This is a genomic window from Psychrobacter sp. CX5 (genome assembly GCF_057621535.2).
In genome coordinates, this window is record NZ_CM177735.1 from 1,477,839 (window position 1) to 1,503,303 (window position 25,465).

General features: G+C 42.4%; 27 protein-coding genes. 7 read left to right on the forward strand and 20 right to left on the reverse strand.

The window, feature by feature from the left end; all coding sequences use genetic code 11:
- Positions 1-118: 118 nt before the first annotated feature.
- The 5 genes from AC21OG_RS05745 to AC21OG_RS05765 all read right to left on the reverse strand — a co-directional run bounded on the left by AC21OG_RS05745 (position 119) and on the right by AC21OG_RS05765 (position 4,908).
- Positions 119-892 carry a glutathione S-transferase family protein gene (locus AC21OG_RS05745; RefSeq protein ID WP_487376380.1) on the reverse strand — a complete coding sequence of 258 codons (774 nt, stop codon included), beginning with the start codon at positions 890-892 and terminating at the stop codon, positions 119-121.
- A 424-nt stretch (positions 893-1,316) separates the two neighbouring features.
- Entirely contained in the window at positions 1,317-2,108 is a 792-nt protein-coding gene (locus AC21OG_RS05750) for a dienelactone hydrolase family protein (protein WP_486545691.1), read from the reverse strand.
- 86 nt (positions 2,109-2,194) lie between these two features.
- Positions 2,195-2,527 carry a protein tyrosine phosphatase family protein gene (locus AC21OG_RS05755; protein ID WP_486545693.1) on the reverse strand — a complete coding sequence of 111 codons (333 nt, stop codon included), beginning with the start codon at positions 2,525-2,527 and terminating at the stop codon, positions 2,195-2,197.
- Between the two features lie 95 nt (positions 2,528-2,622).
- On the reverse strand, positions 2,623-2,949 hold the full coding sequence (locus tag AC21OG_RS05760; RefSeq protein ID WP_486545696.1) for a protein tyrosine phosphatase family protein: 327 nt from the start codon (positions 2,947-2,949) through the stop codon (positions 2,623-2,625).
- A 168-nt stretch (positions 2,950-3,117) separates the two neighbouring features.
- Positions 3,118-4,908, reverse strand: a complete 1,791-nt coding sequence (locus AC21OG_RS05765; protein WP_487376381.1) for a SulP family inorganic anion transporter — start codon at positions 4,906-4,908, stop codon at positions 3,118-3,120.
- A gap of 236 nt (positions 4,909-5,144) precedes the next feature.
- Between AC21OG_RS05765 and trxA the strand changes: the two genes are divergently transcribed.
- Positions 5,145-5,588 (forward strand): thioredoxin, encoded by a 444-nt coding sequence (trxA, locus tag AC21OG_RS05770; RefSeq protein ID WP_487376382.1) that lies wholly within the window; start codon positions 5,145-5,147, stop codon positions 5,586-5,588.
- A 236-nt stretch (positions 5,589-5,824) separates the two neighbouring features.
- Here trxA and AC21OG_RS05775 read toward each other — a convergent pair whose 3' ends face one another.
- From AC21OG_RS05775 to AC21OG_RS05820, 10 genes are all read right to left on the reverse strand, one after another.
- Positions 5,825-6,079, reverse strand: a complete 255-nt coding sequence (locus tag AC21OG_RS05775; RefSeq protein ID WP_486545702.1) for a Txe/YoeB family addiction module toxin — start codon at positions 6,077-6,079, stop codon at positions 5,825-5,827.
- On the reverse strand, positions 6,076-6,363 hold the full coding sequence (locus AC21OG_RS05780) for a type II toxin-antitoxin system Phd/YefM family antitoxin (RefSeq protein WP_486545704.1): 288 nt from the start codon (positions 6,361-6,363) through the stop codon (positions 6,076-6,078). The genes AC21OG_RS05775 and AC21OG_RS05780 overlap by 4 nt, the downstream gene beginning before the upstream one ends.
- A gap of 99 nt (positions 6,364-6,462) precedes the next feature.
- The gene (locus tag AC21OG_RS05785; RefSeq protein ID WP_487376383.1) at positions 6,463-7,923 is read right to left on the reverse strand and encodes an anhydro-N-acetylmuramic acid kinase; all 1,461 of its coding nucleotides are present in this window, start codon (positions 7,921-7,923) and stop codon (positions 6,463-6,465) included.
- Between the two features lie 167 nt (positions 7,924-8,090).
- Complete coding sequence (locus AC21OG_RS05790; RefSeq protein WP_487376385.1) at positions 8,091-8,525, reverse strand: acetyl-CoA carboxylase biotin carboxyl carrier protein; 435 nt, start codon at positions 8,523-8,525, stop codon at positions 8,091-8,093.
- 60 nt (positions 8,526-8,585) lie between these two features.
- Positions 8,586-9,770, reverse strand: a complete 1,185-nt coding sequence (locus AC21OG_RS05795; RefSeq protein ID WP_487376387.1) for an NRAMP family divalent metal transporter — start codon at positions 9,768-9,770, stop codon at positions 8,586-8,588.
- 128 nt (positions 9,771-9,898) lie between these two features.
- Positions 9,899-10,669 (reverse strand): 5-oxoprolinase subunit PxpA, encoded by a 771-nt coding sequence (gene pxpA / locus AC21OG_RS05800; RefSeq protein ID WP_487376389.1) that lies wholly within the window; start codon positions 10,667-10,669, stop codon positions 9,899-9,901.
- Complete coding sequence (locus AC21OG_RS05805) at positions 10,659-11,636, reverse strand: 5-oxoprolinase subunit C family protein (RefSeq protein WP_487376391.1); 978 nt, start codon at positions 11,634-11,636, stop codon at positions 10,659-10,661. Before AC21OG_RS05805 ends, pxpA begins: the two co-directional genes overlap by 11 nt.
- Before the next feature lie 24 nt (positions 11,637-11,660).
- Entirely contained in the window at positions 11,661-12,383 is a 723-nt protein-coding gene (pxpB, locus tag AC21OG_RS05810; RefSeq protein WP_487376393.1) for a 5-oxoprolinase subunit PxpB, read from the reverse strand.
- 11 nt (positions 12,384-12,394) lie between these two features.
- Complete coding sequence (gene accC / locus AC21OG_RS05815; RefSeq protein ID WP_487376395.1) at positions 12,395-13,741, reverse strand: acetyl-CoA carboxylase biotin carboxylase subunit; 1,347 nt, start codon at positions 13,739-13,741, stop codon at positions 12,395-12,397.
- An 82-nt stretch (positions 13,742-13,823) separates the two neighbouring features.
- Entirely contained in the window at positions 13,824-14,336 is a 513-nt protein-coding gene (locus tag AC21OG_RS05820; RefSeq protein ID WP_487376397.1) for an acetyl-CoA carboxylase biotin carboxyl carrier protein, read from the reverse strand.
- A gap of 448 nt (positions 14,337-14,784) precedes the next feature.
- Here AC21OG_RS05820 and tyrS point away from each other — a divergent pair, with 448 nt between their 5' ends.
- The 3 genes from tyrS to AC21OG_RS05835 all read left to right on the forward strand — a co-directional run bounded on the left by tyrS (position 14,785) and on the right by AC21OG_RS05835 (position 16,887).
- Positions 14,785-16,005, forward strand: a complete 1,221-nt coding sequence (gene tyrS / locus AC21OG_RS05825) for a tyrosine--tRNA ligase (protein WP_487376398.1) — start codon at positions 14,785-14,787, stop codon at positions 16,003-16,005.
- Between the two features lie 62 nt (positions 16,006-16,067).
- On the forward strand, positions 16,068-16,652 hold the full coding sequence (locus tag AC21OG_RS05830) for a GNAT family N-acetyltransferase (RefSeq protein WP_487376400.1): 585 nt from the start codon (positions 16,068-16,070) through the stop codon (positions 16,650-16,652).
- Positions 16,639-16,887 carry a DUF1653 domain-containing protein gene (locus AC21OG_RS05835; RefSeq protein ID WP_487376401.1) on the forward strand — a complete coding sequence of 83 codons (249 nt, stop codon included), beginning with the start codon at positions 16,639-16,641 and terminating at the stop codon, positions 16,885-16,887. Before AC21OG_RS05830 ends, AC21OG_RS05835 begins: the two co-directional genes overlap by 14 nt.
- Positions 16,888-16,893: 6 nt before the next feature.
- Here the strand turns inward: AC21OG_RS05835 and AC21OG_RS05840 are convergent, their stop codons facing one another.
- The 3 genes from AC21OG_RS05840 to AC21OG_RS05850 form a co-directional block, all read right to left on the reverse strand.
- Positions 16,894-18,111 (reverse strand): low temperature requirement protein A, encoded by a 1,218-nt coding sequence (locus AC21OG_RS05840; protein WP_487376402.1) that lies wholly within the window; start codon positions 18,109-18,111, stop codon positions 16,894-16,896.
- 220 nt (positions 18,112-18,331) lie between these two features.
- The gene (locus tag AC21OG_RS05845) at positions 18,332-18,916 is read right to left on the reverse strand and encodes a YceI family protein (RefSeq protein ID WP_487376403.1); all 585 of its coding nucleotides are present in this window, start codon (positions 18,914-18,916) and stop codon (positions 18,332-18,334) included.
- Between the two features lie 427 nt (positions 18,917-19,343).
- Positions 19,344-19,793, reverse strand: coding sequence for an Mpo1 family 2-hydroxy fatty acid dioxygenase (locus tag AC21OG_RS05850; protein ID WP_487376404.1), 450 nt, complete (start codon positions 19,791-19,793; stop codon positions 19,344-19,346).
- Positions 19,794-20,072: 279 nt separating this feature from the next.
- Here AC21OG_RS05850 and htpX point away from each other — a divergent pair, with 279 nt between their 5' ends.
- Positions 20,073-20,984 (forward strand): protease HtpX, encoded by a 912-nt coding sequence (gene htpX / locus AC21OG_RS05855; RefSeq protein ID WP_486545731.1) that lies wholly within the window; start codon positions 20,073-20,075, stop codon positions 20,982-20,984.
- A 181-nt stretch (positions 20,985-21,165) separates the two neighbouring features.
- Here the strand turns inward: htpX and pnuC are convergent, their stop codons facing one another.
- Positions 21,166-21,897 (reverse strand): nicotinamide riboside transporter PnuC, encoded by a 732-nt coding sequence (gene pnuC / locus AC21OG_RS05860; RefSeq protein WP_487376406.1) that lies wholly within the window; start codon positions 21,895-21,897, stop codon positions 21,166-21,168.
- A 173-nt stretch (positions 21,898-22,070) separates the two neighbouring features.
- A complete protein-coding gene (gene nadR / locus AC21OG_RS05865) occupies positions 22,071-23,114 on the reverse strand; it encodes a multifunctional transcriptional regulator/nicotinamide-nucleotide adenylyltransferase/ribosylnicotinamide kinase NadR (protein ID WP_487376408.1) in 1,044 nt (347 codons plus the stop codon).
- A 588-nt stretch (positions 23,115-23,702) separates the two neighbouring features.
- Here nadR and AC21OG_RS05870 point away from each other — a divergent pair.
- Both AC21OG_RS05870 and glyQ read left to right on the forward strand, forming a co-directional pair.
- Positions 23,703-23,915 carry a PspC domain-containing protein gene (locus AC21OG_RS05870; protein WP_486545734.1) on the forward strand — a complete coding sequence of 71 codons (213 nt, stop codon included), beginning with the start codon at positions 23,703-23,705 and terminating at the stop codon, positions 23,913-23,915.
- Between the two features lie 503 nt (positions 23,916-24,418).
- Positions 24,419-25,381: a glycine--tRNA ligase subunit alpha gene (gene glyQ / locus AC21OG_RS05875; RefSeq protein ID WP_486545736.1), complete on the forward strand. Its 963-nt coding sequence runs from the start codon at positions 24,419-24,421 to the stop codon at positions 25,379-25,381.
- The last annotated feature ends 84 nt before the right edge of the window (positions 25,382-25,465 follow it).

A 25,465-nucleotide genomic window follows, 5' to 3' on the forward strand; every position in this document is an offset into this window, starting at 1 on the left:
TCTTTATAGGCCAGCGTATAACGATGATAACCATTTGCCGTCCATTCTGATTTTGCGTCAGTCTTTATATGAAAAAACCATCCCTACCAGCCAACGTTAAAGAGGCTTATTAATCCAACTAACTCTTTAATACCCCTTGCACAGACAATATCTCACCCGCCTCATCTTGATCAATCTTTCGTGTTTCTTGCAAAGCGGCCTCACGCCACTGCCTCATATGAGGATTGTTTATCATCACGTCCATATACTGATGAGTAGTTGATCTTAGACTAAAGCCTGAATGCTCAACATAGCTTTGTAAGCGAAATATAACGGGCGCATAAAACGCATCAGCAATGGTGAAGTCGCCAAATAGATAGTTATTTTGACTGTTTTTATAAGCTTTGCTAGCTATACAGTGCTCAAAAATATCTTCGATGCGATTAAGGTCAGCCAAACAGGTGTCGCTTGGATTGATTTTAGCTGTTACCCGAATGTTCATGGGCATCTCACTACGAACGCCCATAAAGCTTGAATGCATCTCAGCAACGATACTTTGGCAAAAGGCACGCTGTTTTTGTAAGGCAAAATCATTGTTAAGCAATGCGGACTTTGGTTTGCCTGACCAAATATCTAAGTCAGTAAGATAATCATTAGCAAATAAACCGATGGCTAAGCTGTCATTAATGGCGATGTGTTGGTTAGCGTTAGGATCCTCTATGTCTCGATTGATAACCAAAATAGGCACTTTACCTGTGGCTGAGTATTTACTAAGGATAGGGGTTGAAGAGGCATCAAATAATTGAATAAGCTGTTCGTCAAACTTGATATCAAACTGCTTGAGCAGTAGCCAAGCTCGAAGTGACCAGGAGGAGTAGTTTTTGTTACCGATGATAAGTAGCGGTGTGTTCATGACCATATTCCTTATGTGATGGATGTTCCTTTTTAGCCTTTTACAAATAACTAAGCTATAAAGACAACTGAGTTATAAAGATAGCAGAGTTATACAAACAAGTGAGCTATAAAGGTGAGAGCGGTTTAGCCCAGATTGTAGCGGATATACTTGGTACAGCACGGGGTTGCAGGCGTTTGGCAAGAGGCGTTATCGTCAACGCAGGAACGTCACTTGACTATAGCGCCTGCCCCCGTGCACACCAAGATATGAGCGAAAAGCTGGATGTGCTTCAGATTTATAACGTGTCAATTAGGTACCTTACTTCTTCATATCAAAGCCATCTGCTTGAAAGCCAAATTGTAGATGAGTGCTGTCACAAAATGGATTGTGAGAAAAGAGAGGTAGCTCTGATTAAAACACACTGAATTAAAGCATACCGTCTCTATGGGTAAAGGGTCTTTAAGAAGTCTAAATAACGATTCCATGAGCGTTTATCGGCACGTTCGTCGTAAGACTCTGCTTCAAAGTCAGTAAACGCATGCGGTGCACCACTATAGGTAATCATTTCATGAGGTACGTGAGCTTCCTCAAGCGTTTTACCAAGGGTAGTAAAGTCCTCAAAAGGTACGACTTGATCAGCGGTTCCGTGGAATACTAATATCTCACCTTGGGTGTTGTTATAGTCTTGGTAGGGAGGTGTTGCAAGGTCACCATGAAAGGGAACGAACGCTTTTTGAGGGAAGCCAGAACGGGCAAGCTCTAGCGCAGCACTGCCTCCAAAGCAATAGCCCATCGTCACGCCGTCATGTACATTATTGCCTTGTGCCTGACCGGCCTTTAGGGCGCCAGCAAGTAGATGACGCATTTTATTGCGGTCTTGGTATAACTCGCCAGTAAGGCGTTTTTTATCTTCTAAAGCGGTAGGTCGAATGCCTTGTCCATATAAGTCAGCGGCTAATACGTTATAACCTTCTGTTGCGAGCATGTCGGCACGCTTGCGTTCATAATCGGTGAGGCCATCCCAATCATGCAGTAGCAATATAAAAGGCGCGTTGGGGGTATCCGCTTTGGCGTAATAGCCTTCATACGCCTTATTATCGACATTATAAGTGATGTTTTTAGTGGTAATGGCTGACGCAGTTTGGCTAGCGCCTAACGCTAGTAAACTCACGGATGTGCCGATAAGTAGTGTTTTATAGTGCGTTCTCATTGTGCTGCTGAGTAAATTAAACATCGTAAATCCTTATTTATTTGATTTATAGTGAGACTAACAACTTATATCAAACGAAAGCCTTACAATAACTATAGCAAAAATAGACTCTAATCATCCAACATATCACGCTGTTTAGCCGCTTCATATAGGCCGTTAGAGCGGTTTCCGGTACGGCAGAACATTAAAATAGGCTGCTCGGCTTGATTAAAATAATCAGCAAATTCTTCGACATGTTGCATGTTCAATTCATTACCCCCGAACGAAATCTCTTTATAAGCAAGACCGGCTTCTTTAGCAGCCGCTTCGATATCGCTGCTAGTAGGTTGATCGGGCGCTTCGCCGTCTGGACGGTTATTAATGATAGTCTTAAAGCCTTGGTCGGCGATTTCTTGGACTTGTGCTGGGGTAATTTGACCGGCAAAACTAACTTGATGAGTCATATGGCATCCTTTTTATGTGTTTATGTGTTAAGAGAATTGTTTAGTTGAGTTCATAGGCGACACTGGGATGTGTTCTTCAGACCTTATAGCAGGCCCTATAGCAAATCCTGCATCACTGCACTTTGGTATAACAACTTCGCTCGAATGCCTGAGCCGCAGAACAACATAATGGGCTTAGGTAGACGATGATAGTGTTCAGCAAACTTTATAATTGTAGTAGCACTCAAGCGCTCTTCGTCATAGGGAATGTAAGCATAATTTAAATTGGCTTGCTGAGCGGCGTTGGCTAACGTCTCGCTTGACGGCTGATTAGCCACTTCATTATCAGGACGTATATTGATCAGTGAGCGATAGCCCATCTCTGATAGCTTAGGGCATTGGGTGGGATAAATTTGTTTGTAAATGGTTAACGCGTCGGTCATAGTAGGCTCAACTGGTACGGGGTGTGTTGTCAGTATAGTCGTCTGCAAACTAAAGAGCGACAGCGTTAACCTCACTAAGCCTACTAGAGTAGTACTTGCGCTCGGCTGCCTTGTATCTCATTTAGTTGCCCATGACTATATTTATTATAAGGGTTTAAAGGTTCTGTTTTAATGGAACTCTTGCTGTTGTATCTTAGGGTACTCATCGTTTTGTAAATCATCGTCAGTGAGTAAGGTAATGGCTTGGATAGTGCTTAAAAACACTCGACCCGACAGCTCTTTAACGACGGGTGTCTCTTCTATGACATCCATTACCGGACCTTTGATAAAGCTATAGTGTAACCGCTTACCTTTGGCAATCAGCTCACGATTTAAAGTGGCTAACATCTCTTGCGCTGTCAGATCAATGTGATTAACAGACGACATGATGAGCACCAGCTCTCGCGCATGATCGTATTTATTTAAGGCCGCTTGAATCTGGTTGTGTACCGACTCACTATTACCAAAAAATAAACTTTCATCAACCCGCATGATCAACAAGTTGTCGTAAGTGATGACATTATGACGGTAAATATTGCGAAAATGTTCGGTCCCCATTAAGCGTCCCACTACCGCAATATGCGGCTGGCTTGACTGCCAAATAAGCCCTGCAAACGATACAATGATGCCAATTACCAAGCCAACGTTCAAGCCAAATGCCAATACCCCTATAAAGGTAGCAGCGAAGCTAAGTGCGTCCAACTTATCTGTTTTTAGCGCTTTTTTAAAGGTATCGATATCGATAAGACTAATAATGGAGGCCATAATCATTGCCCCTAAAAGGGCATAGGGCAGGGGCGCAATCAAACTGCTCAATACCAATAAGGTGGCCACCATAATGGCGACTGTGATCAGGGTGGCAAGGGGTGTTTTTGCGCCTGAATCGACATTGATCGCAGTGCGCGAAAAGCCCCCTGCCACAGGAAAGCTTTGACTAAATCCGCCCGCTATGTTGGCTAGCCCTAAGCCTTTTAACTCCTTATTGGCATCGAAGCTTTCCCCGCGCAAACGGGCATAGGTATTGGCAATAGAGCTACTAGAAATAAAAATAATTAATGCCATCAAGCCAGCGGTAGGCAGTAAGGAGAGTACGCGAGGAAAAGACTCAAAGTGAGGAAGTGCTAATAAAGGTAAGCCGCTCGGTATGTCCTCAATGATTCGCACGCCTTGCTGAGACCAGTGACTTATATAACTGATAAAAATGGCTATAATTATGACTAATAGTGGAAAAAGTCGACGTGCCCATTTCGCCTTTGAAGCCGATAGCCATGACTCCCATAAGATATTACTGGCGTAACGGTTGACTATAAATAGCATAAACGCTATACCACCGATCAAAAAAGTAGGAAGGTGAAAGTCTTGCAAATGGTTCAACAGGGACAGCATGTAACCGGGCAAGGTATTACCATTAACAGGAATGTTCGTTAGATACTTAATCTGGCTAACAAATATCAATACCGATGCGCCGCTGACGAATCCTGCTGATACGCCGCGACTGATAAACTGCATGATCCAGCCTTGCTTAAGCTGTCCTGCCAGCCATAATATGACACCCACCATTAACGCTAGCAAACTAGCTAACATGGCGTATTGCACACTGCCTTCTATCGCGAGACCATGTAAACTACTAGCGGTCATAATTGCGGTAATCGCAACAGGCCCGATTGCTTGCACATTGCTCGAGCCCACCCATGCATAGAGTAACACTGGCATAATAGAGGCATATAAACCAAAGACGGGTGGCAATCCTGCAAGGACGGCATATCCCAAGCTTTGTGGAATAACTAACACCCCTACCACGATACCGGCAATGATATCAGCAGGCAACGTGCTTTTATCATACGCGGTCACCCAACTGGGAATCAGTTTATTTAACCAGTTAGATGTCTCGTTGTTGACTGTCTTCTGCTTGTCTAACACTGCAGCCTCTTATTCCTAAGCCGTATAATATAGAGTTGTTGTCCATCAAAGAGCTAATCTTACTGATCTTAATATAACAGATTGTATGATACAAAATTTTAGGCTCACTAAATATTTAAATAGTGTGTATACGCCCCAATAATAAACAGATAGAAAGAAATCAAAGATAAAATGAATGAATTAAATGGCTAGTATTTAAAAACTTGCTAGTTATTAAAAATATAAAGGGGATGATAATGACTAATACAAACAATGAGTCGCTACATTTGGTGTGCCCAAATTGCGCAGCGATCAACCGTATACCCGCGTCAAGACTAACTGAGCAACCTGTCTGTGGTAAATGTCAGCATTCTTTATTGACGGGTGCACCTGTGATGCTGAATGATAAGACAGCCGCTAAAACCATTCAGAAAAATGAGGTGTTGACCGTTGTCGACTTTTGGGCGAGTTGGTGTCAGCCGTGTCATATGATGGCGCCTGAGTTTGAGCAAGCGGCTAAGCAGTTGCCACAAGTGGTGTTTGCTAAATTACAGACCGACCAGTTTGAGCAAGCGGCAGCACCCTATAATATCCGAAGTCTACCAACGATGGTTGCGTTTAGAGGTGGCATGGAAGTTGCCCGTCAGTCTGGCGCTTTGCCAAGCCATCAAATTGTGCAGTGGGTGCAGTCTTTGCGGTAAGTTCAAGTTTGTGTCTACTAGTTTGTTTTACTAGGACTTACGCAAAAGTCACGATTTTAGCCACCAATTTAAATTTTGCGTAAGTCCTAACTACTTTATATTTAGCGGGCTAAATATTTAGAGAGTTACATTTTCAAAGAGCTATATATTAAAAAGTTTCGTTTTGCTAACTTATCTTATCGCGCATCTTTGTAATCTCTGTTTATATTTTTTTCACTTATTTCAGGCAATTCACGTTAATAGTGATAGCGTAGTGATGCCAACTCCAGCCCCTGTTCTGTCACTCGATATACCATTCGATGTTCCCCATCTATGCGTCGTGACCAAAATCCTGATAACCCATGTTTTAACTGTTCAGGCTTACCAATACCTGTAAAAGGATCACGTTGGCAAGCGGTAATAAGTTTATTAATTCGATTCAATTGTTTTTTATCATTTTTAAGCCAAAATTGGTAATCTTCCCATGCTTGACTGGCAAAGATTAATGTCATAAAGATAAGTCCTGTTCAGGCGGGATCTCAAAATTGGCTTGCAATTGATGCTTTGTTCCTTGACCTGAGTTGAGTTCTTCAATAGCGTTGAATAAGCGGGTGGCATTTTTAGGAGAACGCAGCAGATACGCTGTTTCCGTCAGAGCATTATAATCATCTAGCGATAATATAACCACAGAAGGCTGTTGTCGACGGGTTACGATGGTCGGCTGATGGTCATTACAAACTTGTGATAGCGTATCGGCTAAGTGCTTACGTACTTCGGTATAGGTGATGGTTTGCATTGGTCATCCTCATTTGGCAAAACATGTACGATTAATTGTACAGGTAACATAGGAGTATGGCAATTGAAATAAAGTCGTCTAAAATTTGACACTCAATATCTAAGCAAAACAAACCTGACCTAATACAACCGCTTTATTAGCACCTGTCACCGCTGGCAGGTTGCCTGTTTCACCCATAATGGTTTGGCGAGCAAGCCAAGCGAATGCCATCGCTTCCACCCATGTAGGGGCAATGCCAAAATCCTCACTGGTTAATACCGTCCAATTCGGCAAATTTCGTGCTATTTGCTCAAGTAAAAATGAATTATAGGCGCCACCACCGCAAACAATTACCTCTCCCTCAGTCATATTGAGGCGTACTGCTTCAGCCTTGATAGCAGTACTTAGCGTCTGAACAGTAAAAGCCGTTAAAGTCGCTTGTACATCTTCTGGAGAGATAGGGGGGGTACTTTGAGCATCAATTTTAGTTTCGGTTTGAGCATCAATTTGCGTTTCGGGTTGAGCATTGCCTTTAACGCCTGTCAGGGTCTCATAAACCAGTGTTATCTGCTCATTCAGCCAGTCTAAATGGAAGTCTTCACGTCCTGTGCTTTTGGGCGTAGGCTGACAAAAATAGGGATGTGTCAATAGTTGTGCCAGTAGATCGTCATTGACCTGTCCAGACTTTGCCCATTGTCCGTTTTTATCATATAAAGGGGCTGTGGACTCAAACGGCTCAGCGTTTGACGTTGTATTATTTGAGAGGACATTAATCGTATCCGCATGCTTTTGATACCATGCATCTAACAATATATTGGCAGGCCCCGTATCATAACCTGTGACATTATGAGTTTGCTGGGCAGGCAGTACTGTGATATTAGAGATACCACCAAGATTGACCACAATACGGTGCTTTAGAGCAGGGGCAGTGGCAGTATCTATGTCATCAGCCGTGCCGAATTGTGCCAAATGAAAGGCAGGTGCGAGCGGCGCACCTTGTCCACCCACTGCCATATCGCGGCGGCGAAAGTCGGTCACTACGGTAATGCCAGTGCGCTCTGCAATTATATTGGGATCGACTAACTGTAGAGTAAACCCTAAGTTTGGGCGGTGGCGGACGGTTTGCCCATGACAGCCAATGGCTAAGATGGCATTTGCTGTGATGCCTGACTTCTTAAGCAACTCATTGACCACGGTACTGGCAAATTCTGCATATTCTCGGCTCGCCCAACCAAACCACTCAAGCTCGCTTTGTGGTTGCTGATCTAATATAACATTGCTGGCAGGATAGGCTAAGTTTGCGGTGCCGTTTGGCAGACACAGCGCTAATAGTACCTCACGCAGATTGTCTGGAAAGTCTTTGCTATGCGTGGCTATAATTTTGTTAGTGTGAAGGTTTTGATCCTCATTATCGCCAGTCGCATCAAACTGACAAATGACCGCATCCATGCCATCTAGGCTAGTACCTGACATCATGCCGATATAATAGCCCGTATCGAAGCTATCAAATAAAGTCTCAGAAAAAGCCTGCTCAAAATCATCAAAGGTAGGGGCGGTATTGTCGCTTATAGATTGGGTCATAAGATAAGTGCCGTACAATAAGAATAAGTATTCTGATTATAACAGACTGTCAAAGGGTCGGCTTTAAAAGCAAGGTTCATGAGCCAAAAGGATGTCACAACAGAAGGCTGCTAGAGAATTTCTCTGACAGCCTTTTTTAAAATTATATTTTCTACTATGGGTAGACTTTATTGCAGTTTAAGCAGTGGCTGACCGTATTCAACAGCATCACCGGTTTCAACCAGTATTTCATCAACCATACCCGCAATCTGACTCTCAACAGGCAGCAATTTGCTAAGCACATCAACATAGGCGACCGTTTGTCCAACCTCAACGCTGTCGCCTAGATTGACCAAAAGCTCTGGACCACCGTCTGGGCTAAGCTGGACATGACCGACATACATTGAGGTCACGATAGCGGCTTTGGCGTCCTCTTGGTTTTGAGCATCTGTGTTTGGCAAGCTGTCTGCTTGAGCGGCTGTATTGCCCTGAGAGCTTGCTACAGATTGACCTGACAGATGATTGACCACAGTAATAGATTGTGCACCGTCCGCGACAGTCACTTGATGCACCTGACTGCGCTCGACACGTTGTACTATCTTTTCAATAATTTCTATATCCATGCTAAGACCTCAAAACTGATAAACGCCAACTCACTGATGCGAGGTGCTAAAAGTAACATACTAACCGCTGATATAATTTGCCAACGTCATAAAGCTTAGACCGCTCATGATAATCGCAATAATCCAACCGAAAGCAGCAATCCAAATAGGATGTTTATAATTACCAACAATATTCTTTCTGTATGCGGCAATTAGGATAATAATCATTGCAATCGGTAGAATCAGACCGTTTAATGTCCCAGCTAATACCAATAGCTGTGCAGGCTTACCTATGGTAGCAAATACAAAGGTAGAAATCAGAATAAAGGTGATAATAAAGTAACGTTTGTACTGTTCAATAAAGGGGTGAAAGCTACTCATAAATGACACTGAGGTATAAGCGGCGCCAATAACGGAGGTGACCGACGCGGCCCATATAACAATACCAAAGATAATTTTGCCCACATTGCCTAAGATATGCTGAAACGGAGACATAGCAGGGTTTGAAGGATCAAGCGCAATACCTTTAGATACCACGCCTAACACAGCTAAGAATAAAAATACCCGAACAATGGACGCAATCAAAATGCCTGATACAGAGCTGCTTGTCACTGAGGGCAGATTTTCCTCTCCGCTAATACCCGCCTCTAGCAACCGGTGTGCCCCTGAGAAAGTAATATAACCACCGACAGTACCGCCAACCAAGGTAACAATAGCCATAGCATCTATTTTGCTTGGCATAATAGTACGTGCGGCCGCTTCAGCAAAGGGCGGGTTAGATTTAAACATCACATAGATTATGAGTACCAGAAGCGTAAAACCCATAAGTTGGGTGAACCTATCCATGATAGGCCCCGCTTCACGGCTTAAGAAGATAGCCACGGCTATGACACCACTGATTAAAGCACCAGTAATAGGAGAGATGTCAAATACCGCTTGCATACCAAGACCAGCGCCACCGATGTTACCAATATTGAACGCCAGACCCCCTAACACCACTAAGAAGGTTAAAAAGTAACCTACCCCAGGAAAGACAAGGTTAGCGACTTCTTGCGCCCGCTTTTTAGAGACCGCAATAATACGCCAGACATTCAGCTGAACTCCGATATCCATAATAATCGAAATCAAAATGACAAAGCCAAAGCTGGCCATTAAGCTTTCGGTAAAGGTGGCAGTTTGGGTTAAAAAACCTGGACCCACTGCCGAGGTTGCCATTAAGAATGCGGCACCGAGTATGGCAGTATTGTTCTTCTTTAAGGCGTTCATAGGCATCCTTATCAAAGGCTTCGTTTAAGATAATAATGTTTAGTCGTGCTTATTAAAATTGTCATCAAATTAGAGCGATATAAGGTATAAATTGAAGCGACATACAATAGAGCTTGAGATAAAAGGGTCTATCTCGCTATTATTTTGATGCCCTGTTGTTCAAGCTGGCTTTTAATCTCAGCGGCAAACTTAACAGCATGTGCATTGTCGCCATGTAGACAAATACTTTGAGCCTCGACGGCAACTTTAGTACCATCAACACTGGTAACCACGCCTTCGGTAATCATCTGTAGCGCATGCTGTGTGGCTTGCTCAGGGTCAGTGATTAGAGCGTTGTCTTTGGTACGTGAGACAAGGGAACCATCGCTTTCGTAATTTCTATCAGCGAAAACTTCTGAGATAGTATTCAGTCCTTGTGCCTTTGCGGCACTGATGAGAAAGCTACCTGATAAGCCCATAATTGCCAAACTGGAATTAAAGCGTTTCACTTCACTGATCACAATATTAGCCAGATGCTCATCTTTAGCAGCTTGGTTATATAGCGCACCATGCGGTTTGACATAGCTCAGCTCAACGCCCACCAAGTCGCAGACGGCTTTAGCAGCGCCTAATTGATAACTTATCAGCGCCCGATATTCCGCTTCACTTAAGTCTTGCGGCGTACGACCAAAGTTTTCCTTGTCATCCAGACCCGGATGCGCGCCGACTCGTACCTGATATTGTTTGGCAAGTTGTAAGGTCTCTAGCATATGCTGATAGGAGCCGGCATGCAGACCGCAGCTGACATTGGCTGAGCTGACAATACGCATTAGTGCCTCGTCTTGACCACAGCCTTCGGCCACGTCCGCATTTAAATCAACACTGATGCTTTTGGTCTGGTTTGTATTATTAATTGTCATCTGCATATCTCCTAATGCGCTCGATGTAGCGCTGTCGTTGTTGACGAGCCTCTAGAGCGTCTTCCATTGATATCAATTCAAAACGGCAATGCTGTCCAAAGCGGGTTTGCGCCATTAGCCCAATATCGGCTTCAATAACGGTTGCTATTTTGGGATAACCGCCAGTGGTTTGCGCATCGGACATTAGTACAATCGGCTGGCCTTGTGGCGGTACTTGAATCATGCCCGCCGCCACACCATGAGAACTCATACTGATATCTTCAATCGATTTTAATGGCATGTTACCGACGCAGCGATAGCCCATACGGTTACTGCTGGTATCCACTTTCCAGTCCTGCTGCACAAAGTTCATTTTTGAGGTGTCATCAAAGAAGTCGTATTCACTGTTTTTGACCACACGAATGATATTGTGTGCAAAGTCGTCATTATCACTAAACAGACGCGGTACACCAATAACCGGTAATGGCGTGTGTGGCGTGGTCTTTAAGCTAATGTCGTCGCCTTGTTGCAAGAATCTACCCTCTTTACCACCAAATTCAGCCTTGGTATTGGTACTGGCTGAGCCAAGCACCGGCTCGATATTAAATCCGCCTTGTACGCATAGATAGGCGTACATGCCCTGTAGCGGACGAACCAGTTTTAAGGTTTGACCAGCTTTGGCATTGATACGCCAGTAGCCATAGATTCGGGTATCATCGAGGTAAGCTTCGTAAATAGCACCGGTTAAACAAAAACAGGTATCTTGGCTAAATTCAAATTCCATACTACCAAGAGCAAATTCGATAGCAGGCTCATCCAAATCGTTTTTCATCAGCGCATTGCCTGCTTGCAGTGCCCACGGGTCCATCACACCATTGGGGCCAACACCTAAGCCACGAAAGCCAAAGCGACCCCTGTCTTGAATACTTGCCAGTGCGTTTGAGGCTAAAATTTTCATTGTGGTTGCCTGTTTCTGGTTCTTATTCATTTATAGTACTTATTAGTTATGAGCTTATGTATCATGAATATCGATGGCTTTAAACTGAAGCGTATCGCCAGCGCTCAAAGCGGTTGGTGGCGTTTGGTTTAAATCAAACAAGGGCATCTCAGTCTGTCCGAGTAGTTGCCAGCCGCCAGGGGATGAGAACGGATACACACCGGTTTGCTCACCGCCGATACCGACTGAACCTGCTGGAACTTTAGTGCGCGGCGTCTCTCGTCTTGGGAAGTACAGCTTTTCTGATAATCCGCCCAGATATGGGAAGCCTGGCTGAAAACCGATAAAATAAACGGTGTAGGTGGCTTCGGTATGTAGCTTGACTACCTCGTCAATCGACAGACCCAAAGACTGAGCCATAGGCGCTAAGTCTGGGCCATATTTACCGCCGTAATGCACGGGTATTTCGATATGTTTGCCTTGAATACTTTTGGCTTCGGTATGCTGACTAATGTCGGCCAGCTGTTTTTGCAATGCGTTTAGCTCATTAAAGCTAAGCGGCTTGGTAAACACGCTGAGCGTATTCATGCCAATAATGACCTCAACCACTGTTGGCAAGGCTTGTATGCTGTCTGCCAGCGCCCAGCAAGTTTGCTGCTTCTCAAGCGTAATCGGTGGCTGCATATACAGTGCAAGGCAGGTTTCACTACACCATTGCCACTGCGTGCCTGCGCTATTGCTATCGGCTGTGGTCTGAACATCCGATTTGGTATCGGGCTGAGTCTGTGACGTTTGCATGCTTGGCATCCTTAAATATTTTTCTCAATCCATTGTTCTAAATAGTGAATACTCACTTGACCTTCATTAAAGCCGTCATCTTGAAACAATCTTTGATGAAGTAAAGTATTGGTGTCAATGCCGTCAATTTGAGTTTCATTCAGCGCCGCTTGCATTCTGGCAATGGCATCATCTCGGCTTGTGCCATGCACACAGATTTTTGCAACAAGACTATCGTATGAGGGAGGGACGGTGTAGCCTGTCTCGATATGACTGTCGACACGTACCCCAAATCCAGCAGGCAGGTGGCAGTAATCGATACGCCCCGGAGTAGGCAAGAAAGTATAGGGGTTTTCAGCATTAATACGACACTCAAACGCATGACCCGATAAACTAATATCTTGCTGTTGATAGGGCAGCGGTTGACCCGCAGCCACTAGTATCTGAGCTTGAACAATATCAATACCGGTCACAAGCTCGGTAATCGTGTGCTCTACTTGAATACGGGTATTCATTTCAATAAAAAAGAATTCCCCATTTTCATATAAAAATTCAAAAGTACCCGCCCCCACATAGCCCATTTTAATACAGGCATTGACGCAGGCTTGACCGATTTCTTGACGCTGTGACTCTGTAATACCTGGAGCAGGCGCCTCTTCAATCACCTTTTGATGACGACGCTGCATAGAGCAATCACGCTCTCCTAAGTGAATGGCATGACCCTGCGTATCGGCGAGCACTTGTATCTCGATATGACGCGGCTTTTGTAAGTAACGCTCCATATAAACCACCGAATCACCAAAGTTAGCCTCAGCCTCGCTTTTGGTCATTGAAATGGCTTTTAGCAGGTTGCTCTCTTTTTCGACGACGCGCATACCTCGACCACCGCCGCCACTGGCTGCTTTAATAATAACTGGATAACCAACCTCTTGAGCAAGAGCTAATACTTCTTGATCGTTATCAGGTAAAGCGCCCTCAGAACCGGGCACACAAGGCACGCCTGCCTTTATCATCTGTTTTTTTGCCTCAACTTTATCGCCCATCTGACGAATATTTTGCGCAGTGGGTCCGATAAAGACCAATCCTGCCTGCGTCACATTATCGGCAAAATTTGCATTTTCAGCTAAAAAACCATAACCCGGATGAATGGCCTCGCTACCCGTCATGAGCGCCGCTGAAAGTATGGCTTCTTGATTAAGATAGCTTTTATTTGCTGGGGCAGGGCCAATACAGACTGCCTCATCCGCCAAGCGAACCGCCAGTGTATCCTTATCTGCCTCAGAATATATCATGACGGACGAGATACCCATTTTCCGACAAGCTCGTACAATACGAAGGGCAATCTCTCCACGGTTGGCGATAAGAATCTTATTAAACATAGGGGCTTCCTAGCGGTTACTATTTATTTATGGACGGTTTAAAGTTTTAAAAATTTAGCTATTATACGACAGTCATTAATTGCTAAACGGGACGAATCTCAAATAGTGGTTGATCAAACTCGACAACATCGCCCTCATTAATGAGTATCTTATCGACGATACCATCGGTATCTGCTTTTACTTCATGCATAATCTTCATCGCTTCAATAATGCATAACGTATCGCCAGCAGTGACACTATCACCTTCGCTTACAAATACCTCAGCACTGGGCTCTGAGCGAAGATAAAAGGTACCCATCATGGGGGCAATAACCGTGTTAAAGTCTGAGCGAGTGAGTTCTGTTACGCCTGTATCTTCCTGGTCTATAGACTGTATAGCATCTATAGGCTGGCGAGAAGAGCGTTGTTCAAGGTCAGTACTTTGAGTCGCACTGTTGGCAGTATTGTAAATTTTAGAAGAGGCTAGTGAGGTTTTGCTTGAGTTATAACAGACAACAACAATGCGTTTATCGCCATCTGTTACCTCAAGCGACTCAATATTGGATCGCTCTGCAAGTTTAATGAGCTGTTCTACATCATCAAGGTTAATATCCATGAGGGCCTCTTATTTATCAATTGGGCTAAGTTTTGACGATTAAGCCTATAATATGAAAACAATGGTCAATAATACTATTATAATTTTAAAGCAAATTAAATAAGTTAAATGTTATAAATCAATGTCTTAAACTTATAAAAATCCCTAAGACTGATAAATAATCATAGGGTATCATAACCTAAAGCGACCACCCAACTGTCTATCTCCCAGTTCGCTGTTTATAATTGCTTAGAGATTCAGTCTCTAAAATAATCAGCCAGTAACGAAATAGGGTTACGTTCAGTAAGCTAAAATAGCTTTTTGTGGTAATCTTCTTTAAAATCTTAGCATTCACTTTATACAGTCAATAGACCCTATATTTATTAAACCCTGTTGATTATGTCGATTGAAGACATTCATTGATTTATTTATTCATTTATTTATTTATTACGCAAGAGTTGAGGCAGCCATGACCCAAACCACCACTACCTTAAGTATAGACGAGCAACTGGCAATTATTCAGCGCGGTACGCATGAGATTTTGTCTGAAGATGACTTAGTGGCTAAGCTAAAACTTGGCCGTCCGTTAAAAATCAAAGCGGGGTTTGATCCGACGGCCCCTGATTTACACTTGGGTCATACGGTGCTGATTAATAAACTCAAGCACTTTCAAGACTTAGGGCATGAGATTTATTTCTTAATTGGCGATTACACTGCCAAAATTGGCGATCCAACGGGTAAAAACACCACCCGTCCTCCGTTAACTGATGAACAAATTAAAGAGAATGCCAAAACGTATGCCGAGCAAGTGTTTAAGATATTAGATAAAGACAAAACTAAAGTGGTGTTCAACTCTGAGTGGTTTAATGACATGAGTGCTGGCGATATGATTTCGCTCGCCAGTCAGCAGACGGTATCACGTATGCTAGAACGTGATGATTTCTCAAAACGCTATGCGGCACAAACACCCATCTCTATTCATGAGTTTTTGTATCCGTTAGTGCAGGGCTATGATTCAGTCGCATTAGAGGCGGATGTGGAGCTTGGCGGAACTGACCAAACTTTTAACCTATTAATGGGGCGTACGTTGCAGTCTCGCTATGGTCAAGAGTCGCAAGTGTGTATTACGGTGCCCATTCTTGAAGGGTTAGATGGCGTTAATAAAATGTCAAAGTCACTGGGCAACTATGTGGCAATCTATGACACCCCAGGCACCATGTATCAAAAAATCCTATCGATGCCAGATACGCTCATTCGCCGCTATTATGAGTTTTTAAGCTTTAAACCCATGGATGAGGTCGAAGCACTATTGGCAGAGATTGAAAATGGGCGTAACCCGCAAGAGATTAAACGTATCTTGGCAGAAGAGCTTATTGAGCGCTTCCATGATGCAGAGGCGGCTGCCAATGCCCATAAATCAGCGGGTAATGTATTGGCGGACGGTGAGTTGCCAGTAGATTTGCCAGAGGTGACACTTGAGTTGCCCGAGGGTCAAGAGGCCTTATTTATTACGCAAATTTTAAACCAAGCAGACCTTGCTAAAAATAATGCCGCAGCAAAAGATATGCTTAAACGCAATGCGGTAAAAGTGGATGGTGAAGAGGTGAATGCGGGCTTTAGCTTAACCTCAGGTCAGACGGTAGTGATTCAGGCAGGCAAAAAAGCGTTTGCTAGGGTGACAGTAGTTTAATGACACGGTTTATTGGGTTATATTAAAATTAAAGCTTATATCGTTTTCGATTAGGAACCATCATGTTAAAGCCGACAACGCTGTCTTACAATGGTATAACCCTTGAGCCACTCACTCAAAGTCATGCAGATGACTTAGCCAGAGCCTGCCAAGATGGAAAGCTTTGGGAAACGGTGTATACCTCTGTACCAAGTCCAGAAACCATATCTGACTATATTACTAAAGCTCATAATATGGAAGATAGAGTTGCGTTTGCCGTTATCGATGAGACTACAGGTAAAGCGATTGGGTCGACCAGCTTTTATAATATTATGCCAATGGTGAAACGGTTAGAGATTGGATATACATGGTATGCTAAATCTTATTGGCGCAGTCATATTAATACCTCATGTAAGCTGATGCTAATGACACATGCTTTTGAGACGCTAGAATATCTGACAATAGGCTGGCGTACAGATATCATAAATACTCAATCACAACGAGCCATAGAGAGATTAGGCGCTAAACAAGACGGCGTGATTCGTGGTGATCGCATGCGTCAAGATGGTACTATTACGGACTCTGTCGTTTACAGCATGACGATGAATGAGTGGCCACAAGCAAAAACGAAACTAGAAAATAAGCTGAAACGTTATGAGCAAACATAAAACAGACACGGCGCCACAGGTTCCCCAAGGTATTTACCGTCATTACAAAGGCAATCTTTATCAGGTTCTGCACAGCGCACATCATTCTGAAACCGAAGAAGCGTTGGTCGTCTATCGCTGTCTCTATGGTGAATACGGTGTCTGGGTGAGGCCTTTAGATATGTTTATCGAAACAGTAGAGGTGGAGGGGAAACACCTACCCCGTTTTGAATTAATCAAAGGCTTAAAAGATTAACCACCGTTAATCTTTATTTAAAGATATGCTCTGAAAATATCTATGCTCACTATTAAACTTTATGATCATACCGACAGGCGCTAGAACGCTGATCCAGACTGCATAACCTATTGATAGCCCTTGTACGACCATCAAAAAACTACTTGCCACTATCGCAAGTGCAATAAATAACGTCAAAATACTATGTTGAGAGTTGCGACTGACAATATGGCGTAAGGTCCATAACGTAATCAAAAAGGCAGCAAGCTGTATCATGATTATTGCCATAGCATAAGACATCGTCACACCGTTATTGGTGACATTGGCTTCATTGTTCAGAGCGTCACTGACGAGATGCAAGGCACTTCCAATACCTGCTAAAGAGGCGAATATAAAAAAGTGACCATAGCCAAAAGCCACTAAATCATGACGGCGGCGCTCTTCTTGCAAAATAGAATCAAAGGGGACGCTAAAATAGAGCCACCATATTGCAAATAGTAAGGCCACCAAAGCCGAGGCAGTAATAAGAATATCTTTCGCAACAAACGCAGGATCAATGATGAAACTTTTAATCGTTCCGCTGACGCCTACGATTCCCTCACCTAATACAATAATGGTTAATAATCCATAACGCTCCGCAAGATGACCAGGATGCCAGTTGTCAAACTGATCGGCACGTGCCCAGATGGGCATCAAAAGCTCAGCGACTATAAATACCACTAGGGCAGGCGTTTGTACTGAATTCGGTAAAAATAGCCAGCTAATCCACATCGCTTGCAAGGTAAGCAGACCGACAATACTGCGCATAGCCACTTGCTTGTGACTGGGCACATCATGATAGACTCGAAGCCATTGACTACAGCTGGCAAGGCGCATAATGGCATACCCAACCACCCCGATCCACATCAATCCTTGTTCAAAAAAACGGCTGATATTGGCGGCGATCAATAAAGAGCCAAACATTTGGAACATAACCGATATGCGGTAAGGCGTATCATCAGGATCATAGCCTGAACCAAACCAAGTAAAACTGGTCCACGCATTCCATAGGATAAAAAACGCCACGGTAAAAGTAATAAAGCCTGATAAGTCATGCTCAATTAAGCGTCTATAAAACCCATTGGCTGCGGCCGAAACAGCAATGACGTAGACCAAGTCAAATAAGAGCTCAAGCGTGGTTGAGGCTCTATTGGCCTCATAAGGGTCTCTGGCGACAATTGGTTTGCTAGGTAGCAAAAAGCTCATTCAATCTGTTCCGATAAAGTATAGTCGCAGGTAAACTAAAGAGCGACCGCCTTAACCTGACTAAGCCTACTAGAGTAGTACTTGCGCTCGGTTGCTTTGCCTCTCATTTAGTTATCTATTTATAGTGTACGATAGGATTATAAGATAATAGGTTATTGTACAAAAAAAGGCACTACTTATTCATTTAAGTAGTGCCTTTTTAACTTAAGCTTAATAGGGCTTATTGTTTTAAACCCGCTTCGATCTGAATTTTTAAAGTCACATCTTTCATCATCCCGCCATCAGTATACATATCAATGCCCCATTTGGTTCTATCAATCGTGGTTTCAAAGTCGCCACCACATACTTGAGTGTTTAATAAGGGGCTATCGTAACAGTTGAAGCTTGTTGCTTTTAACGTAACAGGATGAGTCTGGTCAAGCAGAGTCAACTCACCATTAACCGCAGTTACTTTATCACCATCAAACTGCCAATCCGTCGATTTAAAATAAGCGGTTGGATACTTCTCAACATTAAAGAAGTCAGCAGATTTTAGATGCTTATTAAAAGGTTTGATACCTGTCTCTAAGCTACTAATTGGAATCGTCACACCAACAAATCCTTTTTGAGCTGCAGGGTCATATTCGACGATACCTGATAAGCCGTAGAAGCCGCCAGCGTTAGTAGAAGTGCCAAAGTGATTGACAAAAAAACGTGCATTAGCATGATGAGGATCAATCTCGTAAGTGGCCGCATTACCAGCAACACTCAAAGTACCTAAGCCTGCGAAAAGGGCAACTGCTAGTGTATTTTTTAAAACGTTCAAAGTGATTCTCCTATAATAGAAACCTGAAATATGGATAATAAAACAGACCCTAATAGTGTCAAATAAGCTCTACGGTAACTAATAATTTAGATGACAAACGATTTAAATTATGAAAGCTTCAATGGTAGCTTAATTTAATCGTAACCTATAATAAATTAAGGTAATAAAATAAGGGTGCAGTTTAAGAGTGTCTTATTAATATTGAGGTTTAGTTTAGCAAAATTTGAATAGAATTTGGGCTAAACATAACTTTATAATGGAGAAATTTGGTTGTATTTTAGTTATGAGTAGCACGTAATTTTACATAATTGCATAAACTTTAAACACAACTATTCAAAAACATATTCTTATTAAAAACAGAGGCTTGCTTTTAGTTTAGTTATCGATGTTAGTTATGAATGTTTAATAAACACCGATCACATTCTCTTTAGCTGGCAGGCTTAATTTTACGACCCATAAGGGAGTTTGCAACCCAAGCAGGGCCTATCAATAAAAACTGTAAATCTTTGAAGAATGACGGCTTTTTGCCTTCGATTTTATGTCCGATAAACTGACCAATCCACGAGACAACGAAGATGACTGCCCATGCTTTAAACCCAAGCGGTAGCATGGCGATTGCTGACATACAAATTAGCATAAACATGCCCATGGCGATAAATAATGGTGTCGATAGCTTCAAGTAAAAGATAGCCACGAGCATAGCGACTACGATGGTAAACCAAGCAGCCACTGACATGCCCATACCTAATATGCTGACAAAAATCGTCGGGACACATAACCAGTGGATTGTTTTATTAATTGGGTTTTGGTGACTAACGGCATACTCAGAGAGCCATTGGTCTAGCGTACGTTTTGTAGAATGCTTACGTGATGACATACTAATTTCCTTATTAGCAATGAGTTGTGAGACTATTATTACAGTAAGCATCAGCATTGTAAATATAGAAAATGAGAGACTTAAAAAGGTGTAAGTTTGAGTTATCGAATAACACGTATTGACTTTATTTATTAATGTAATATTTATTAAATTTACTTTTTAAGGTTACCTCATATTGAATATTGGATAGAATACCCCCATTTTAATACTTCGAGAAGGTGGATTTGTCGTGATTAGCCACTCACTGCCACTCTTAGATTTTATAAAGGAAGTTAGCGTATGATGCGTATTGGTCTGTTTTTATTAACCAACTTAGCAGTACTGGTGGTGTTTAGTATTGTCTTTAGTATTTTATCCGCCGTTTTCGGATTGGGATCTGTACACGGCGCGAATGGTCTTAATTTTGCTAGCCTTGCTGTGATGTGTGCCATATACGGCATGGTAGGCTCGATCATTTCACTTTTTTTATCAAAGTGGATGGCAAAGCGTTCAACAGGCACTGTGGTTATCGAACAGCCTAAAACAGCAACTGAGCAGTGGTTGATCGACACCGTCGCAAAACAAGCAAAAGCGGTAAAAATTGACATGCCAGAAGTCGGTATCTTTGATAATGCACAGCCTAATGCCTTTGCGACCGGCTGGAATAAAAACAAAGCCCTCGTGGCGGTTTCATCGGGATTGCTACAGAGTATGACCCCTGACGAGGTTGAGGCAGTATTAGCACATGAGATTGGTCACGTTGCCAATGGTGATATGGTGACCTTAGCACTGATTCAAGGTGTGGTTAACGCCTTCGTCATGTTCTTTGCGCGAGTGATCGGTAGCTTTGTCGATAGAGTTGTGTTTAAAAACGAAGATGGTCCGGGTATTGGCTATTTTGTGACCAGTATCGCTATGGACATTGTGCTCGGTTTCTTAGCATCTGCCATCGTCATGTGGTTCTCACGTAAGCGTGAATTTCGCGCCGATGAAATGGGGGCTAAGCTGGCAGGTCCACAAAAGATGATCAGTGCATTGGATGCGCTTCGTCCTACTGAAGTAAGACCGGATCAAATGCCAAAGAATATGCAAGCTTTTGCGATTACCACCGGTCAGACCCAAGGCTTTAGTGTGGCAAGTTTATTTCGTTCGCATCCTACCCTTGACGATCGTATTGCTGCTTTGAAGCAATATAGTCCCGGCAAAGTTTAATTCGTCCTAGAGAGCCTCTAATGAGTAGACAAAAAAAATACCGCGAACGATATCGCGGTATTTTTTATGGAAATGTTTATCTCGTCACTTACTAAACATCGTTTTTTACGTAGGTCCTAATAATGTTGTCGCTGACATGAAATTAGGGGCTTTAAAACAGGTCTATTAAGGCTTAGTAGCATTAATTAAGCGCACTGCGTTGCCACTCATATAATCCAATAAAGGCATTGACTTGATAGACCATCGTTTGAATAGCAAAAATATAATTGCCCGTCATTAGATTAACAATCAGCCACACAAAGTTAACCGCTATCCAAATCCACCAGTTAAATGAATAGCGAAGTATCATAGTCGCTTGGGCGGTAATGGACAACACAAACGCTAAAACGTTAATCCAATAAAAGTCAATCATGCCAAGGAATTGACTACCGTCGTTTTCAACAACCGCATAGCCTTGCTCAGTTAACCAATTATTGACAATAGGAAATAACATTAGTCCAATAGCAATAAACACAAAGGTCACAATCCATACTAATTTGGTGGCAGACTTTGGTACCATATCGCCATCGGCATCGGTATTTTTTGACCAATAGACCAAGCCATAAACATGGGTAAGAAAGTTAAACATCGGTGCCAGCATAAGCCCGACTGCGCCTGATGTCGCTTGCACCACGCTTTCACCTGCAGTTGCTACCATGCCTAAGCCATTACCGGATATATTTTTGCGAAAGGATAGTGATACCACGCAGACCAAGCCAACTATTGAGATACCAAGGTAAAACCAGTCAAGTTGAGTATGCTTTGTGGTGAGCCAAAAACCAGTACTTAAGGCAATTACACCCAGCACAAACCAAGTCACAATCCAATTTTTCGCCCACTTACCCGTGAGGTTGTCGAGAAGTTCTATCTGCATGTTTATCCTTAAGAGATATTGATAAGATGTTGATAAATAAATTTGGCTTCAAGTTACGTCAAGTCGCTTGAATGTTGTCGCTTAAATGTTAATGGCACATCATATGAGGGCTGGCGCAGAATTAAAATATACCGCCCCTAAGATAATGACGCTAAATAAGCACTGGTCTACCGTCACTGTCTAGCAAATACGTGCTGATCAATATAATCAATTGCTTCAACATAACGCTCAAAATAATCTGGACTGGTTATACGATGCGTGACTATCTGATGACGGTCGTATATGTCAGATAATCGTCTTTCAAAACGATCTCGCGCATTTTCAGAGCCTAATGAGCGCATACCATCGGCGACCCATGGCGTGTTATTGGCTAAAAACAGCGTATGATCGAATCGAATCTCATCAATACAGGCACCGACAAAAGTATGAGTGCGTCCTTCATACTCTTCACAAAACGCTTGGGTAGTCACGAAGTCAGTATCTATAATCGTTACTGGAGATTTGGCTTGATAGACAGCTTCGCGCACTGCATGGGCATGATCTAACGCAATGGGCGCATAATCACTATATTGCAGACCAACTTCTGTACCGCCTAAGTCGGTACCCACATACAAGCGTCCCATCTCCAAGGCAATATCGGCCCCATAATAGTTGGCAAGTTTGTGAACCAATGTCGTTTTACCAGAGCTCTCACCACCAACGATAGCAACCGTACGTGTATAGTCACCTCGCGCTTCAGGATGAATGATATCCCAGTTAGCGATGGGGTTATGATGAATGGTCGTGCTGTCAAATTCAGGGTGTAGTGGGGTGGTCGTGACAGAGATATTAAGCGAAGCAGTTACCGCGTCTTTTGATAACGCATGACCGTCAGTGACAAGGAGCGTACGGTCACCTTCGATATGCAACTTATCTAAAATGTAATCGATTTTAGCGTTATAGGCATCTATGTTAAGGGTAATATTCTCAACACTGTCATGCACTGGAAATGAAAAGTCATCACAAATATGTATTTTGATAAAAGGCAGGTCACGACAGGCCATCTGTAACCATCGCGCTTTGTCATGCAGTGTCACCGGAAATTTAGGATTGGGATTAGGATGTCGAGTAATGACAATATGTAGCACTTCCACTTGCGATGACGCATATAAAATACTTCTTATATGCCCTAAGTGTAAGGGTTCGAAATGACCTATCATTAGACCCGAATTCTGCATAGTGCTATCCTCATTGCGAAGCAGCTTAATAGTAGAAGTATATTAAGTCATCTATATAAATTTTTATTTTAAAGCTTTGTTACATTGTTTAGCAATTAGCTATAAAAAATCAACCGATTAAATAGCCAAATAAATGGTCAGAAAATTAAATAACCTGACAATTAAGGAATTGATTGTTTATATCGTTGTAACCTAGATTGCTAAATCGATTTAATACTTTAATACACGACCCAAACTATAGGACGTTACTCAATAATATCACTAACGTTTAGTAAGAGACATTAAGCACAACGTTACAAACTCAGTGCAAACCTTAAACAGCAATCTGTAAAATAAATACTATAATAATAGCTATGAAGTTATTCAATAAGGCATAAAATTATAAGGTTTAAAAGTTTGGTTATTTTTTACAAATAACTCTTTTTACAAATAACTCTACAAAGACTTTAACTAGTATAAATGAGGCTACTATAAATAGGATTTTAATCAAACTTTTTCATTGGGTCTTTGTATTTTGATAAATTTCCCAAAACAATACAATGGTTTTGCAATATTTTTAAATGTAACGTTTCAGCTAAGGGGTAGAAAATGGCAACGCTTAAGAAACTTCATCGCTCACGCCAGCATCGTATGATTGCAGGTGTGATGGGTGGTATAGCCGAATACTTTGGTTGGTCACCGAATCTTACCCGTCTGTTATTTGTCATTATTTCGACTGCCAGTGTCGCGGTTCCTGGTATTTTAATTTACCTCATTTTATGGTTGATTATGCCAAATGCGACGGCAGAATCTTATCAATAAGAGCGATCTTAAATGAGCGATGTTATTTATCAGAATATATCACTAACTCGAATGACCTATATATTAATTAACAAGAAAAATAAATTAAAATAATTAGAAAATAACCACTAATAACATCGGAAATTTTTAGGCAAATTTGGGTTAAACAGTAATATAATGAAACACTTAAATTGCCATAATTTGAATAAAAAAAGTTATAATAATGTCATAACTTGAAAAGTTCAAAGTAAAATAAAAATAATAGTAGCTGGAGTAGACGGTTACTATAAAACGCTTTCCTCCTGCCTAGATGTCTCACATCTAGGTATTTTTTTGTCTAAATTTACCCTAATTCTTGCTTTAACGATGAATGTTTAACAGACTCTAGATAAAATAACGTTTTTTTAGTAAGGTGAGCGTAATAAAGAGTATCCCCTATAAAAAGCAATACATACTTCAAGCAATAAAGACTAAGAACATTACTCACCCTATCAACCTCTATTTTATTTAAACGTGGCGACATTATGACATTTCAAGAACTGATATTAACACTGCAATCTTATTGGGCTAAAAAAGGCTGTGTGGTATTACAGCCCTATGATATGGAAGTAGGCGCAGGGACTTTTCATACCGCAACCTTTTTACGATCTTTAGGGCCAGAGATTTGGAACGCAGCCTATGTGCAGCCCTCACGTCGACCTACGGATGGTCGTTATGGCGATAACCCCAACCGTCTGCAACACTATTATCAGTTTCAAGTGGTTATGAAGCCCAATCCACCCAATATTCAAGAGTTATATTTAGGATCACTGGAAGCAATTGGCATCGATACCTTGACGCATGATGTGCGCTTTGTAGAAGATAACTGGGAGTCGCCAACGCTTGGTGCTTGGGGTCTGGGTTGGGAAGTCTGGTTAAACGGAATGGAGGTGACTCAGTTTACCTATTTCCAGCAAGTTGGTGGTCTTGAGTGTTTCCCAGTGACGGGCGAAATTACCTATGGGCTTGAGCGTCTCGCAATGTACATTCAAGGTGTGGATAGCGTTTATGACTTAGTGTGGACAGATGGTCAGTTTGGTAAAGTGACGTATGGGGATGTGTTCCATCAAAACGAAGTAGAGCAATCGACGTATAACTTTGAACATGCTGATGTGCCAAAAATGTTTGAGTTGTTTGATTTCTACGAGCAGCAAGCGGACAAGTTAGTAGCAGCAGGCTTGCCATTACCGGCCTACGAGATGGTCCTAAAGGCCTCACATACGTTTAATTTGCTCGATGCCCGCGGTGCTATCTCAGTTACTGAGCGTCAGCGTTTTATTTTAAGGGTACGCACCTTATCTCGAAAAGTAGCAGAAGGCTACGTACAGGCACGCGCTAAGCTTGGATTTCCGCTAGCAGATGAGGCGCATAGACAAGCGGCTTTAGATAAATATTTGCCAAAAGCTGAGACAGGTGACGACTCAAAAGCTGATAATAAAAGCAGCTAACCCTATAAAAGCAACCGTACTAAAGCAACCGTACTAAAGCAACCGTACTAAAGCAACAGTACTAAAGCTGTCAACTAAGGGTAG

Coding starts and splice junctions, on each gene's coding strand:
- AC21OG_RS05745 (WP_487376380.1), bottom strand. CDS start 892: ATGAACACACCGCTACTTATCATCGGTAACAAAAACTACTCCTCCTGG.
- AC21OG_RS05750 (WP_486545691.1), bottom strand. CDS start 2,108: ATGTTTAATTTACTCAGCAGCACAATGAGAACGCACTATAAAACACTA.
- AC21OG_RS05755 (WP_486545693.1), bottom strand. CDS start 2,527: ATGACTCATCAAGTTAGTTTTGCCGGTCAAATTACCCCAGCACAAGTC.
- AC21OG_RS05760 (WP_486545696.1), bottom strand. CDS start 2,949: ATGACCGACGCGTTAACCATTTACAAACAAATTTATCCCACCCAATGC.
- trxA (WP_487376382.1), top strand. CDS start 5,145: ATGACTAATACAAACAATGAGTCGCTACATTTGGTGTGCCCAAATTGC.
- AC21OG_RS05775 (WP_486545702.1), bottom strand. CDS start 6,079: ATGACATTAATCTTTGCCAGTCAAGCATGGGAAGATTACCAATTTTGG.
- AC21OG_RS05780 (WP_486545704.1), bottom strand. CDS start 6,363: ATGCAAACCATCACCTATACCGAAGTACGTAAGCACTTAGCCGATACG.
- AC21OG_RS05785 (WP_487376383.1), bottom strand. CDS start 7,923: ATGACCCAATCTATAAGCGACAATACCGCCCCTACCTTTGATGATTTT.
- AC21OG_RS05790 (WP_487376385.1), bottom strand. CDS start 8,525: ATGGATATAGAAATTATTGAAAAGATAGTACAACGTGTCGAGCGCAGT.
- AC21OG_RS05795 (WP_487376387.1), bottom strand. CDS start 9,770: ATGAACGCCTTAAAGAAGAACAATACTGCCATACTCGGTGCCGCATTC.
- pxpA (WP_487376389.1), bottom strand. CDS start 10,669: ATGACAATTAATAATACAAACCAGACCAAAAGCATCAGTGTTGATTTA.
- AC21OG_RS05805 (WP_487376391.1), bottom strand. CDS start 11,636: ATGAATAAGAACCAGAAACAGGCAACCACAATGAAAATTTTAGCCTCA.
- pxpB (WP_487376393.1), bottom strand. CDS start 12,383: ATGCAAACGTCACAGACTCAGCCCGATACCAAATCGGATGTTCAGACC.
- accC (WP_487376395.1), bottom strand. CDS start 13,741: ATGTTTAATAAGATTCTTATCGCCAACCGTGGAGAGATTGCCCTTCGT.
- AC21OG_RS05820 (WP_487376397.1), bottom strand. CDS start 14,336: ATGGATATTAACCTTGATGATGTAGAACAGCTCATTAAACTTGCAGAG.
- tyrS (WP_487376398.1), top strand. CDS start 14,785: ATGACCCAAACCACCACTACCTTAAGTATAGACGAGCAACTGGCAATT.
- AC21OG_RS05830 (WP_487376400.1), top strand. CDS start 16,068: ATGTTAAAGCCGACAACGCTGTCTTACAATGGTATAACCCTTGAGCCA.
- AC21OG_RS05835 (WP_487376401.1), top strand. CDS start 16,639: ATGAGCAAACATAAAACAGACACGGCGCCACAGGTTCCCCAAGGTATT.
- AC21OG_RS05840 (WP_487376402.1), bottom strand. CDS start 18,111: ATGAGCTTTTTGCTACCTAGCAAACCAATTGTCGCCAGAGACCCTTAT.
- AC21OG_RS05850 (WP_487376404.1), bottom strand. CDS start 19,793: ATGTCATCACGTAAGCATTCTACAAAACGTACGCTAGACCAATGGCTC.
- htpX (WP_486545731.1), top strand. CDS start 20,073: ATGATGCGTATTGGTCTGTTTTTATTAACCAACTTAGCAGTACTGGTG.
- pnuC (WP_487376406.1), bottom strand. CDS start 21,897: ATGCAGATAGAACTTCTCGACAACCTCACGGGTAAGTGGGCGAAAAAT.
- nadR (WP_487376408.1), bottom strand. CDS start 23,114: ATGCAGAATTCGGGTCTAATGATAGGTCATTTCGAACCCTTACACTTA.
- AC21OG_RS05870 (WP_486545734.1), top strand. CDS start 23,703: ATGGCAACGCTTAAGAAACTTCATCGCTCACGCCAGCATCGTATGATT.
- glyQ (WP_486545736.1), top strand. CDS start 24,419: ATGACATTTCAAGAACTGATATTAACACTGCAATCTTATTGGGCTAAA.